This window comes from Bordetella flabilis, assembly GCF_001676725.1.
Classification (GTDB): Bacteria; Pseudomonadota; Gammaproteobacteria; order Burkholderiales; family Burkholderiaceae_B; genus Bordetella_C; species Bordetella_C flabilis.
The window spans coordinates 4,570,130-4,583,038 of sequence record NZ_CP016172.1; the positions used below are offsets into that span (position 1 = coordinate 4,570,130).

The following is a 12,909-nucleotide window of genomic DNA, read 5'->3' on the forward strand; positions in this document are numbered from 1 at the left end:
GCGTTCAGGCGTCCAGTTCGGCGCTGTGCGGCCGCGCCGGGCCGACCAGCCCGGCGCGCAGCAGTGCATCGGCCAATCCGATGAACTTCGGCACCGAGACTTCCTCGGCCCGCGCGGTTGGCGCGATGCCGAGCTCGTCCCAAGGCACATGCGGTGCCCAATCGCCCAGCGCGCGGCGCAGCATCTTGCGCCGCTGCGCGAAGGCCCGCGCCACCACTTGTTCCAAGGCCGCTTCACTGAGCGGCCGCGGGCGCTCCGCGGGCAAGGGCACCATGCGAACAACGGCCGACACCACACGCGGAGGCGGATCGAAGGCCTCGGGCGGGACGTCGAACAGCTTGTCGATGCGGTAGCGCGATTGCAGCATCACCGACAGGCGTCCGTAATCCGACGACGCGGGTTGGGCAACCATGCGGTCGATGACTTCCCGCTGCAGCATGAAATGCTGGTCCTGTACCGAGGCGCTCATCGCCATGAGGTGGAACAGGATGGGGCTGGAGATGTTGTAGGGCAGATTGCCCACGATACGCAGGCGCTCGCCGAATTGCGTGAAGTCGACCGTCAGCGCGTCGGCCTCGACCACGGTCAGCCGATCCGCCCCATATTGGCCGCGCAGGCGCTGCGCCAGGTCGCGGTCGATCTCCACCGCGGTGAGCCGCTCCACCCGCTCCAGCAGCGGCTGCGTCAACGCCGACAGCCCCGGACCGATTTCCACCATCAGGTCGTCGTGACGCGGCGCGATCGCGCGCACGATCGCGTCCACGACGCCTTCGTCGACCAGGAAGTGCTGTCCGAAGCGCTTGCGCGCCTGATGTTGCGGCATGGTGGATAGGCCCGTGTCCGCTTACGGCGTGGTGCCGTCGCCCTGGGCCTTCTTCTCCAGGCGGTTGTCGATGTAAGCCTGGTCGCGCAACTGTTCCAGGTAATCCTCGAATGCCAATTCCGCGCGGCGTTCGAAGAGCACCCGGCGCGCCTGCAGGCGTTCGACCTCGTCCTTGACGTCCTTCTCGCGGCGCTCCAGTACCTGGATGATGTGCCAGCCGAAACGGGTGTGCACGGGCTCGCTGACCTGGCCCGGCTGCAGCGTGTTCATCGCCTGCTCGAATTCCGGCACGGTTTCGCCGGGATTGAGCCAGCCCAGGTCGCCGCCCTGCGGCGCGCTGGCATCCTGCGAGTTCTGCCGCGCCAGGGCGCCGAAGTCTTCCTTGCCCTGGACGACACGTTGCCGCAACAGCTCCAGGCGCTGGCGCGCATCGTCGTCGCTCACGACGGCCGACGTCTTGATCAGGATATGCCGGGCGTGCGTTTGCGTGACCTGTACCGGGCCCCGGGGCAGTTGCACCGTGGTGTCCGATGCCGAATTGGCCGGCGCAGCGGGCGCCTGGGCCGGTGCGGGCGCCGGGCCGGGGCGGCCGACGGCGCGTCGCGCGACCACCTTCAGGATATGGAAGCCATTGCCGCTCTGCACGATGCCGGACACGCCGCCCGCGGGCACATTGGCGATGGCATTGACGAACAGGTCGGGCCAGCCTTCCAGCGGACGGTCGCCCATGGTGCCGCCCTGCAGGGCTTCCGGACCATCCGATACGGCCGCCGCGATGCTGGCGAAATCCCCCCCCGACTTCAGGCGGGCGAGGATGTCCTCGGCCTTCTTGCGCAGCGTGGCGACCTGCTCCGTACTGGCGTTCTCCGGCACGCGGACCAGGATCTGCGCCAGGGTGACTATCTCCGGACCGGCCGGAACCTGCGGCCCCGGGCCTGCCGCGCCGGCCGGGCCCGGCCCCGCGGGCGCGGGCGCGACGCCCCCCTGCCGACGCTGCTGCTCCTTCAGGAAGGCATCGATCTCGGCGTCCGAAACCACCACGGTGGAATCCACGGCACGCTGGCGCAGCCGGTCGGTCAGCACCTCGCCACGGATGTTCTTGCGGTACTCGGCCCAGGACAAGCCCTGCTTTTCGACGGCCTGGCGCAGCTGGTCCACCGTCAGCTTGTTGCGCGAGGCGACCGTGCTGATGGCCTGGTCCACCTGTGCATCGTCGACGCGGATATTCAGGCGCGCCGCTTCCTGCTTTTCCAGGGTCTGCATGATCAGGCGCTGCAGCACCTGGCGTTGCAGGACTTGCGGGTCCGGCAGCTGGATGCGCTGGCGGGTCAGCTCCTGGGTCGCGCCCTTGACGGCTTCGTTGACCTCGCGCAGGGTGATCACATCCTTGTTGACCACCGCGGCAATGCCATCGACGAACTGGTCGGGCGCCGCGGCCGCGGGTGCCGCCGCGGCGGCAGCCGGCGCAGCCGCGGACGGCTTGGCGGCGGGTTTGGCAGAGCTGTTCGGCTGGCGCGGCGCAGCGCTGTTCCGTCCCTGGGACTGTGCCGCGCAGACCAGCGGAAAAGCGGCGCACACGACCAGCGCCAACATGCCGCGGGCACTACGAACCGGCGAAAACACACTACGCATCATTCATACCTTTCGAAAGTCGTTCCGGGCACCGGCGGCGGATTCACCGACTGGTAGCCAGGGATGCTGCGAGACAGCAGCTTCATCGGGTCCGTGCCGAGCGCGCCCAGACCGGTAAGCTCGAGCTGGAAGAACACGGCGGTATTGACCTCGTCGGCCGCCACGGCGTAGCGCTGGAACACCATCCTGCCCGTCCAGCAGCAATCGCCCTTGTACTCCAGACCGGCGATCGCCTGGGTAATACGGCGGGAATCGGCCTGAAGGGTGCCGTCGGAACCGATGACGGGACCGTTGTGCAGGGAATAGTCGATCCGGCCCACGCCGAACCACCGCTTGGTAAATGGCCACTGGAAAGCCAGGCTGACCTGGTTCTGTCCTTGCGGCAGGTATTGCTGCTGGACGCCGTTGGACAAAGTGGGAGGATCGCGCTGATAGCGATACGACACGGAGACCGAGGTCAGGCGCTGCGGCGCCCAGCGCGCGGAGATCAGCCCCTGCTGCCAGTTGTCGTTATAGGGATCGTACTGCCCACCCACCGTGGCGGTCAGGGTATCGGTAAGCGCGGCGCTCGATTCGACCAGGAAGTTGGACCGGACATTGCTGCGCGGCGTCTCGCCGGGCAGCGTAACGCGCTGATCCTGGAAGTAGATCTGCTGGCCGGCGGACATCGACAGTCGCTCGAAGCCGGTGTTGGCGTCCAGCCAGCGCGTCGTCACGGCGGCGGTCAGCTGGTTGGCGTTGGCGATACGGTCCCAGCCGCCGACGTAGGTGTTTTCCTCGAACGCCTGCGCGAAGCTGAAGTCCGCCAGCGTCGTGTCGTACACCGGCATCCGGGATTGGTCACGGTAGGGTACGCGCAGGTAGTACAGGCGCGGCTCGAGCGTCTGCGTGGACGCCTTGCCGAACAGCGTGGTCTCGCGCTCGAACGTCATTCCGCTGTCCACCGATATGATGGGCAGCGCGCGCGACATGCTGCTGCGATACCCGCTCGTTGTTCCCAACTGGTTCCAATCGCCGCCGAACCAATCGGTGTCCTGGTATTCGGTCAGGTGATAGCCGACCTTGGGCGTGATGTACCAGCCGGGACGAACGATGGGATAGGCCACCGTGGGATACATCTCCAGCCGGTCGCCATTGGGCCCGTTGTGCCCGTTGATATTGAAGATGCGGTCCGCGGCGCCCGTCAGCTTGGCGCGCTCGAAGCGGGTGGCCGTACTGGTGAATTCCGCGTCGAAGCCGCCCCAGTCGTAGCGCGCGCCCTTCACCGACAATTCCGGCACCTTGTCGTAGGGCGGCAGGATAGGCGAATCCGGATCCTGCAGGGTCTGGTACTTGTAGACCTGCAGGGACGTCTGCCAATACTGGTTGCTCCAGCCCACGATACCCTGGCCCGGCAGATAGGTCGTCGACGCCTCGTTCAGCCCCAGCGTGGAGAAATCGCGGTAATAGTCGTCATCGGAAACACGGCTGATGTTCCACGACCCGTAGAAGCCGTTGCCGAAGCTCTGGTAATGGCGCGTGGTGTACATCCAGCGGCTGTCGCCGGTTTCCGCGTCGCTGGGCAGATAGGTGCCTGCCAGCAGGCCGCTGTAGCCCGAGCCCAGGTAACGGAACTCCCCGCCCAATTGCATGCCGCGCTTGGCCAGGTAGCGGGGAAACAGCGTGGCGTCGTAGTTCGGCGCAAGGTTGAAATAGTACGGCGTCTGCAGGTCGAAGCCGCTGCGGCTGGACACGCCATACGTGGGCAGCAGGAAGCCGGACTTGCGCTCTTTCTTGATCGGGAAGGTCAGGTACGGCGACGCCAGGATGGGAACGTCCTTGAAATACAGCACGCCGTTGCGCGCGACGCCTTCGTTCTCGTCGAAATCCAGGTCCACCGACTGCGACTTGATATACCACGAGGGCTCGGCGCATTCGCAGCCGCTGTAGGTCACCGTGGTCAGGCGCATGGTGGAACGGCTGAAGAGTTCCGCATGGTCGGCCTTGGCGTAGCCGCCGGTGGCCCCCAGCCAGAAATTCGGCGAATCCAGCTGGCCGCTTTCGCTATCGACGTTGTAATGCATGGCCGGCGCCGTCGCCAGCGAACCTTCGCGCATCAGCCGGGCGCTGCCCGTGGCGTCGATCTCGCCCGCGGCACGCCGATAGGTGATGCTGTCGCCCTTGATGACGGTGTCGATACGGCGGACCTGCGCGTTGCCGGTCACCGTGACATTCGAGTCCGGATCGCCGTCTATGGTGTCGCCTTCGACGTAGGTGGTGATCTGGTCATCGGTGAGCCGGTGCAGGCGCAGGCCCGTGGACGGCCGCAGGCCCAGCACTTCGACACCCTGGTCCGGCGGTCCCGAGGGACCGATGCGGATCGCCTGCGGCCTGGCCGTGGCGGGCGTGCCCTGCGTGGCCGGCGTATTCGTGGCGGAAGGCGCGACCTGCTTTGCCGACGGTTTCGAATTCGCGGACGTATCCGTTGCGACTTGGGCCTGGGCGACCGGGGCCGCGCCAGCAAGGAATAGGATCAACGACCGGACGATGCGCACGTACGTGGGAACCTGAAAATGAAGGCAATGCGGCCCGGGACGGCAGCCAGCGACCGTCCCGCCAAACCCGCGGGGACCCGGTATTATAGATAAGCCCGGCATCCGTGCAGCCACCGTGTCGCCGCGTCGCGCCGGCACGGGGAAAACCACGATACGCGGCATTGGACACCCCCCACTTTTCTACAGGTCGTTTCTTGTCTGCTACCGCCGATTTGCGCCTCGACCAGCTGTGCGGCTGGCTGCGCGGACTGCCACCCACCCTTGGGCTGAATATCGACTCCCTGCGTCCGGCCTCCAGCGACGCCAGCTTCCGGCGCTACTTCCGGCTGGACGCCGGCGCCGATACGGTCATCGTCATGGATGCGCCGCCCCAGCACGAGGACACCCGCCCTTTCCTGCATGTCGGCGACCTGCTGCGCGAGGCCGGCCTGAATGTGCCGGCCATCCTGGCGCAGGAACCCGCGCAGGGTTTGCTGCTGCTGTCCGATCTCGGTCCGCGCACCTACTACCAGGAGATCCAGGCCGGCATGGAAGACGGGCGGCTGCAGCGCCTGTATCGCGACGCGCTCGCGGCGCTTGTCCGCATGCAGCGGGCGGCGACCCGCGGGCTCGCCGCCTACGACAGCGGGCGCCTGATGGCGGAACTTGACCTGTTCCCCGCCTGGTACGTCACGCGCCATCACGGCGTGGAACTGGACGATCGCACCCGCGAGGCGCTGCAAGGCGTTTTCACCCTGCTCTCCACGGCCAACGGCGCGGCCCCCACGGTACTGGTGCATCGTGATTTCCACTCGCCGAACCTGATGGTGTGCGAGGAAGCCCGCTATGGCGCCAACCCGGGGATCATCGATTTCCAGGACGCGCTGGCGGGGCCGATCACCTACGACCTGGCATCGCTAGTCATGGACGCCCGCACCACATGGGAAGAAGCCCAGCAACTGGACTGGGCCATCCGCTACTGGGAACTGGCGCGCGCCGCCGGCCTGCCCGTCGACACGGACTTCGCCGAATTCCACCGCGCGTACGAATGGATGGGCCTGCAACGCAACCTGCGCATCCTGGGTGTATTCGCGCGGCTGCACCACCGTGATGGCAAGCCGGGCTATCTCGTGCATATCCCGCGCGTCAATGCCTATGTGCGCCAGGTCGCGCAGCGCTATGGCGTCTTCCGGCCGCTGGTGCGCCTGCTCGACAAGCTGGACGACCAGCAACCCTCGGTGGGATATACGTTCTGATGCAGGCCATGATCCTCGCGGCGGGCCGCGGCGAACGCATGCGCCCGCTTACCGATAGCATGCCCAAGCCCTTGCTGCCCGTGGGCGGCAAGCCGCTGATCGTCTGGCATATCGAACGCCTGGTTGCGGCCGGCATGCCGGATATCGTCATCAACCATGCCTGGCTGGGCGACCGGCTGGAAGCCGCGTTGGGTGACGGCAGCCGCTACGGCGCCCGCCTGCGGTATTCGCGCGAAGGCAGCGCGCTGGAAACCGCGGGCGGCATCGCGCATGCCCTGCCCCTGCTGGGTGGACACCCTTTCCTGGTCATCAACGGCGATGTCTGGTGCGACTGGGACCCCGCCGGGGCTGCCGCCATGGCGCGGCAAATCGATGGACGTCCGACCCTGGCCTGGCTGCTTCTGGTCGAGAATCCCGACCACCATCGGGCAGGCGACTTCCACCTGATGGGCGATGGCGCCCTGGCCCAGGACGGCGGCGAACGGCTGACCTTCTCCGGTATCGGCATCTACCATCCCGCGCTGTTCGGCGGTATCGGCCCCGGCGCACCGGCACGTCTGGCGCCCCTGCTCAGAGATGCCATCGGGCGCCACGCGGTACGCGGGGAACGGCATGCCGGCCGCTGGGTCGACGTCGGCACGCCCGAACGGCTGGCTGCGCTGGACGCAAGCCTTGGCCCCGCGTCCGGCAATTGAATTCGCCCGCGACGGGATATTTCACAATATCAATCTACGCAACCAGGCTTGACGAAGCGTGGAAGCCCAAGGCTCGGCAGGTTATCCTTCAACGCTTTGGGCGGCCGACCCGTATGCCAGAACGGGCCTCGTGCACGCCGGCACGCAAAATTTTTTGGATGGATGGGGATGTTCGGACGGTCGCAGCGCTCGGTTTTCAAGCCTTCGGTTTATCAGCCCGGGAAACGCTCGCGGCGCATGCCGCGTTGGCTGGTCCTGCTGTTCGTGGGCATCGTGCTCGGGGCCGGCGGCGTGCTGTTTCTGCAAGCCAACTATGGCCCCCAGCGGCTCAGCGTCGAACAGTCGGAACAACTGCACAGTGAATTGAGCGCCGCCAATCTGGACCGGCAACGCCTGCAGGCCCAGGTGGAAGAAGTCACCCAGCAACGGGATGCCGCACGCTCCACCCATGAAAAACTCACGGCGGACCTGACGCAGGCGCGCCAGCAGATCGACACCCTCAACAAGAACCTGCTGCTATTCCAGGACGCGATTCCGCCCGATCCCCGCGGCGGACCTATCGGCGTGCGGTCCGCGACCTTGTCGCGCGAGCCAGGTCAGCTGAACTACCAGGTGCTGATCATGCGCGACGGTGACAAGACCGGAGTGCCCTTCAAGGGCGAGCTGCAATTCGCCGTGGAAGGACGCTACCCGAACGGCCGCACGGGCACCGTGACGCCGGATGCCCTGCCGATGGATCTGGACCGCTACGCGCACATGGGCGGCACCCTGACACTGCCCGAGGGCTTCATCGCGCGCACGGTAACGATCAAGGTCCTGGACTCGGCCCAGAAACAGCAAGCGATGCGCGTCTATTACGTACGGGGCTGACTCCGTCGCGCGCGGTCGCCCGCCGCGCCATCACAGCATCTTGCGCAAGGTGCCGTCCTTCAGCACGAACTGGTGCCAAAGGGCCGCGAGCGCATGGATGGCGATCAGGTAATACAGCGTATTGCCCAGGTATACGTGGATGTCGTGCACGGTTTCCCCTATGCCGCGATTCTCCGCCACCAGCGAAAAGGCGATCGGTGTGCCCATGAGCGACACGGACCGTCCGGAGAAATTCGTCATCAGTATGCCCAGCAAGGGCTGCGCGATCAGGACGATGTAGAACAACAGGTGCAGCCCGCGCGCACAGGCGGCGAAGATCCCCCGGCCCGCTTCCGGCGCCGGCACGCCATGAACCAGCCGCCATATCAACCGAAGCGCCGTCAGGCAGAGCACGGAGACGCCGGCCCAGATGTGGATGCCGGTCCAGAAGGCGCGCGAATCACTGCCCCGCGGCCCACGGATCTCGATGGCGAACAAGGCCAGCGCGACGACCAGGAAAATGACCCAATGCAGAATGACCGCCGGGCGGCTGTAACGCGCGACCGGCAGTGCGGCGATGGAAGACTGAGCGGACATCGATGACTCCAGGATGAAGGGTGGAGGAAAACGCCTTGAACGGCGCGGGCGGCCGGGCGGCCGTGGGTTTATCTGAGGGCCCGCTCAACCCGACAGGGCCTGGTCCTGAGACCAGCCTGCCGCGTGTTCCAGCAAGGCGATATCCTTGCCGCGCGCCGCGATGAATGACAACCCGAGGGCACAACCGCCCGCGGACAGCACGGGCATGGTCAATTGCGGCAGCCCGGCGAGGCTGGCGATGCAAAGCAGGCACAGTGCCCGGGTGCGGTCTTCGGCCGCCGTCGAGGAACCCTTCAGCGGCGCGACAAAGGACACCGTCGGGATGCACAGGACCGCATCCTCCAGCAGCGCGTCCAGCTGCGCGGTGATGCGCGCGCGCTCCACGCCGGCGGCATGGGCCTCGTCGGCGCCGATGGTGGACGCCCAGCGGAAACGCTCGTCGATATCCGGACCGAAATGCGGCCCGGACTTCGTGATCCAGTCGCCATGGGCCTCCCAGACCTCCCTGCCCTGGATGACGCGGAAGGCCTGTTGCCACGCGATCAGCCCCTCGGCGGCCAGGGTCGTGTGCGCCACCTGGTCGAAGCGCCCCTGCGCCGCCTGGAGCGTACTGGCCAGCCCGCGGCGCACTTCGTCGCCGGCCAGCGCCCAGGCATCGTCGGCGATCAACATCCGTTGCGGCAGGCTGGACAGCTTGGCCGGCGGCAGCAGCACCCGGCCCACGCGCGCCAGCGTGGCGGCATCCCGCGTGATCCAGCCGACCACGTCATAACTGGGCGCCAGCGGCACCACGCCTTCGCTCGATACCGCGCCATGGGTGGGACGCAGGCCCCATGCGCCGCAGAACGTCGCCGGCAGGCGTATCGAACCCGCCGTATCCGTGCCCAGGCCGATATCGCAGAGGCCCGCCGCCGCCGCAACGGCGGACCCGCACGAGGACCCACCCGGAATGCGATCCGGCGTGACGGGGTTCACCGGCGTGCCGTAATGGATATTCTCGCCATTCAGGCTATAGGCCAGTTCATCGGTCAGCGTCTTGCCGACGATGTCGGCGCCGCCGGCCAGCAAGGCCTCGACCACGGGCGCATGCCGCGCCGCTGGGGCATGCGAGGCCCGCCAATCGGGGTTGCCGGCGCCGGTGATGCGCCCGGCGATGTCGATCATGTCCTTCACGCCCACCCGCAGGCGCGCAAGCGGGCCGTCCGCCGCGCCCGCAAGATGGAAGCGGCCCTCCCGCGCGAACGCCCCGCTGGGGTTGTCGTCGACCGAGGTCGCCTGCATGCCGGCCTGCTGGGCCGTTTGATTCGTTTGAGTCATGGAGTCACCGATACAAGAGGGTTCCGATTACGTTCACTTCATCGCGCAGCAAAGGGTACAGGGCCGCCTGGCGCGCGGGCGTCATGCGGCTGGAGATCGCGGCGATGGCCAGCGCCGCCACCGGTGCGTCGAAGGGATTGCGCACCGCCAGGCCGATCGCGGTCACGCCGGGGACCGCCTTTTCGCCGATCGCGGCATATCCCTGGGCACGGCCGGCGGCGACGGCATCCATCAGGTCGCGCCCGTCGAGTTCGCCGTAGGCGCCGATGCGAGGTCCGACCGCCGCTACGATACGCGCCACCTCGGCGGGCGCCAAGGCAAGCAGTATCGCGAGCCCGCCGGCGTTGACGCCCAGCGGCTGGCGGCTGCCGACCGTGACGACGGGCGTCTGGATAGGGTAGTGTCCCTGGACACGGCTGATGCAGACCGCGTCATTGCCGCGCCGGATAAAAAGAAAGGCGGTATCGCCAGTCGCATCCGCCAGCCGCCGCAAAGAGGCTGCGCAGAGTTCGCGCAGGTTGAACTGAGGCGCGGCGACCAGGCCCAGCTCGAACACCAGCGGTCCCAGGCGGTAACGCCGCGCCTGGGCATCGCGCGCGACCATGCCTTCGGCCACCAAGGCCTTGAGCATGCGGTGGGCGGTCGGGGCTTCCAGCCCGCACAGGCGCGCGACATCGACGAATCTCAGCCCGCTTTCCTGGTGCTGCGCCAGGATCTTCAGGACCTGCACCACACGCCGGAGCGATTGCGTGCCGGCGGGACCGGCCGGCGCGGATGTGCCCGGCGCGGCGGCCGGGGGCAGCTCCGGCGCGCCGGCCTGAAAAGCCTGGTGAGGGTTAACCACGACTCAGTTTTCCACTACATGGATAGTTGTTTTACGGACGTTGACGCGATTCCGCCGGGGCAATAAATTGCCTCCGTCAAGGCGGCGGCACGTCTCGTAGCCGAAGCCTATCCATTATATGGACATTTTCATGTTGCCCAAGGAACGCATCGACTATTCCGCGATCATCGATCGCAAGCGCCTGACACCTCCCGACGGGGCGCGCGTCATCGTGTGGCCCATCGTCAATGTGGAAGACTGGCAGATCGAACGCTTCATGCCGCGCCAGGTGCTGCCGCCACCCACGGGCGTCACTACCTTGCCGGACATCGCCAACTGGGCATGGCACGAATACGGCATGCGCGTCGGATTCTGGCGCCTGAAGGCGGCGCTGGACCGCCTCGGCATCGTTCCGACCCTGTCCATCAATGGCCAGGTGTGCACCAGCTATCCGCGCATCGCCGAGGAAGCGCACAAGTCGGGCTGGGAATTCATGGGGCACGGCTATATCCAGATGCCGACCCACCAGGTCGAAGACCAGCCGGCGATGATCAAGCGCACGGTGGAAACGATCGAAGCCTTCACAGGCAGCAAGCCGGTCGGCTGGCTGGGACCGGGCCTGACGCAGACGCTGGACACCGTGGATCACCTGCACGCCGCCGGCATCCGCTATATCGGCGACTGGTGCCTGGACGACCAGCCCTGCAGGCTGCGTACCGCGACGGGCGATATGGTGGCCATGCCGTACGCGCTGGAGCTGAACGATATCCCCGTGGTCGCCGTGCAGCATCATTCCTCGGATGAACTGCTGATACGGGTGAAGGACACCTTCGACCGCCTGTACCAGGAAGGCGAAGAACATGTGCGCGTCATGGGGATCGCGGTTCACCCCTTCCTCAGTGGCGTGCCGCACCGGATCAAATACTTCGAAGAGGCGCTCGCCTACATCGCTCGTCACGAAAAAGTGAAGTTCATGACAGGCGCGCAGATCCTGGATTGGTATCAGGGGCAGCAAGCCTGATCGGACACTGAAGCACAACGACACCCGGACAGCGGCCACGCCCGAAAGGGCCGGACCGCACCGAAAAAAAACGGGGCGAGCGGTGGGGGAAAACAAAGAATGCGGTCGCTCGGACTTTGCCCCGACGCACCCCGAGGCCTTACGCGCGCACCGCGCCGCCCCTCCTTTCTTGTACCGTTCGGAGTTCCTATGCGCAGTCGACGTTTTGTAGCAGCCCTGATTTGCATGTCAGCCCTGTCCGCCGGCGCCTCCGCGCTGGCCCAGGGAGATGACTATCCCAATCGCCCCATCCGCATGGTCGTGGGCTTTCCGCCTGGTGGCATTTCCGATGTCATCGCGCGCACCGTCGCGGCCAAGGCCGGTGCGATCCTGCAGCAGAACATCGTCGTCGAGAACCGGCCGGGCGCCGGCACCACCATCGCGGCCGACCTGGTCGCGCGCGCCGCGCCCGACGGCTATACGCTGCTCCTGCAGGACACGACCACCCAGGCCATCAATGCCAGCCTGTACCCCAAGCTGCCCTTTGATTCGGTCAAGAGCTTCACGCCGGTGGCGCTGGTCTCCAGCTCGCCATTGATGCTGGTCGTGAACGCCGACTCGCCCGCGAAGACCGTCAAGGAACTGATCGCCATGCTGGCCGCCAAGCCCGGCGGCTACGCCTACGGATCATCCGGCAATGGCACGATCATTCACCTGGCCAGCGAGATGATGGACCGGGCCGCCAAGGTGCAGGCCGTCCATGTGCCCTACAAGGGCAGCGCGCCCATCATCCAGGCGCTGCTCTCCGGCGACGTGGCGTTTGCCTTCAGCAGCATGCCGCCCGCCATTTCGCAGGTGAAAGCCGGCAAGCTGCGCGCCCTGGCCGTCAGCACGCCCAAGCGCATCGCGGCGGCGCCCGATGTGCCCACCATCGCCGAAGCCGGCGTCCCGCAGGCGGAGGTGATCCTGTACAACGGCGTCCTGGCGCCGGCCAACCTGCCGGCGCCTATCCTGGCCAAGCTCAACAAGGCCTTCAACGAAGCCGCCAACAGCGACGAGGTGAAGACCGTCTATGCGACGCTGGGCGCCGAACCGGTTTCCATGTCGCCGGAACAGGTGCTGGCGCAACTCAATGCCGATATCCCGAAGTACGGCGCAGTCGTGAAGGAAGTCGGCGCCAAGGTCGATTGAAAGGCAGGCGCCGGCTCGGGCCGGGGCCGATGAACGAAGAATCCTTGGAGGTGGCGACGCCTCCAAGGATTCTTTGCGTTGGCGCGCCGGCGCCGTATCGGAGCCACGGCGCTGCCCCTGGTACCTCGCGCAGATTGTTTCATTTTCAGGAACAGTTCCTTTCCTCACCGAGGAATTCTCCTTCATGCAGTTATGGATGACACTGGCGTCACG

11 protein-coding genes are annotated in these 12,909 nt (G+C 66.6%); 5 read left to right on the top strand and 6 right to left on the bottom strand.

Annotated features, from left to right (window positions below):
* Nucleotides 1-4: 4 nt before the first annotated feature.
* From rsmA to BAU07_RS20345, 3 genes are read right to left on the bottom strand one after another with little or no spacing between them, the layout of a single operon-like run.
* Nucleotides 5-823, bottom strand: a complete 819-nt coding sequence (gene rsmA, locus BAU07_RS20335; protein ID WP_066661661.1) for a 16S rRNA (adenine(1518)-N(6)/adenine(1519)-N(6))-dimethyltransferase RsmA — start codon at nt 821-823, stop codon at nt 5-7.
* 21 nt (nt 824-844) lie between these two features.
* Nucleotides 845-2,458 (bottom strand): peptidylprolyl isomerase, encoded by a 1,614-nt coding sequence (locus BAU07_RS20340; RefSeq protein WP_066661663.1) that lies wholly within the window; start codon nt 2,456-2,458, stop codon nt 845-847.
* On the bottom strand, nt 2,455-4,971 hold the full coding sequence (locus BAU07_RS20345; protein WP_415830455.1) for an LPS-assembly protein LptD: 2,517 nt from the start codon (nt 4,969-4,971) through the stop codon (nt 2,455-2,457). Before BAU07_RS20345 ends, BAU07_RS20340 begins: the two co-directional genes overlap by 4 nt.
* A 212-nt stretch (nt 4,972-5,183) precedes the next feature.
* On the opposite strand from BAU07_RS20345, the gene BAU07_RS20350 reads away from it, so the two are divergent.
* From BAU07_RS20350 to BAU07_RS20360, 3 genes are all read left to right on the top strand, one after another.
* Nucleotides 5,184-6,224, top strand: a complete 1,041-nt coding sequence (locus tag BAU07_RS20350) for an aminoglycoside phosphotransferase family protein (RefSeq protein ID WP_084025891.1) — start codon at nt 5,184-5,186, stop codon at nt 6,222-6,224.
* Nucleotides 6,224-6,919, top strand: a complete 696-nt coding sequence (murU, locus tag BAU07_RS20355) for an N-acetylmuramate alpha-1-phosphate uridylyltransferase MurU (protein ID WP_066661669.1) — start codon at nt 6,224-6,226, stop codon at nt 6,917-6,919. Before BAU07_RS20350 ends, murU begins: the two co-directional genes overlap by 1 nt.
* Before the next feature lie 168 nt (nt 6,920-7,087).
* Nucleotides 7,088-7,789 carry a DUF6776 family protein gene (locus BAU07_RS20360; RefSeq protein ID WP_066661671.1) on the top strand — a complete coding sequence of 234 codons (702 nt, stop codon included), beginning with the start codon at nt 7,088-7,090 and terminating at the stop codon, nt 7,787-7,789.
* A 30-nt stretch (nt 7,790-7,819) separates the two neighbouring features.
* On the opposite strand, the gene BAU07_RS20365 is transcribed toward BAU07_RS20360, so the two are convergent.
* The 3 genes from BAU07_RS20365 to BAU07_RS20375 all read right to left on the bottom strand — a co-directional run bounded on the left by BAU07_RS20365 (nt 7,820) and on the right by BAU07_RS20375 (nt 10,526).
* The gene (locus BAU07_RS20365) at nt 7,820-8,365 is read right to left on the bottom strand and encodes a cytochrome b (RefSeq protein WP_066661673.1); all 546 of its coding nucleotides are present in this window, start codon (nt 8,363-8,365) and stop codon (nt 7,820-7,822) included.
* 84 nt (nt 8,366-8,449) lie between these two features.
* Nucleotides 8,450-9,682, bottom strand: a complete 1,233-nt coding sequence (locus BAU07_RS20370) for an amidase (protein ID WP_198168827.1) — start codon at nt 9,680-9,682, stop codon at nt 8,450-8,452.
* Nucleotides 9,683-9,686: 4 nt separating this feature from the next.
* Complete coding sequence (locus BAU07_RS20375; protein ID WP_232338173.1) at nt 9,687-10,526, bottom strand: IclR family transcriptional regulator; 840 nt, start codon at nt 10,524-10,526, stop codon at nt 9,687-9,689.
* 130 nt (nt 10,527-10,656) lie between these two features.
* Here BAU07_RS20375 and BAU07_RS20380 point away from each other — a divergent pair, with 130 nt between their 5' ends.
* Together BAU07_RS20380 and BAU07_RS20385 are read left to right on the top strand one after the other, a co-directional pair.
* Nucleotides 10,657-11,526 carry a polysaccharide deacetylase family protein gene (locus tag BAU07_RS20380; RefSeq protein WP_066665590.1) on the top strand — a complete coding sequence of 290 codons (870 nt, stop codon included), beginning with the start codon at nt 10,657-10,659 and terminating at the stop codon, nt 11,524-11,526.
* A gap of 225 nt (nt 11,527-11,751) precedes the next feature.
* Entirely contained in the window at nt 11,752-12,696 is a 945-nt protein-coding gene (locus BAU07_RS20385; RefSeq protein ID WP_198168828.1) for a Bug family tripartite tricarboxylate transporter substrate binding protein, read from the top strand.
* Nucleotides 12,697-12,909 lie beyond the last annotated feature (213 nt).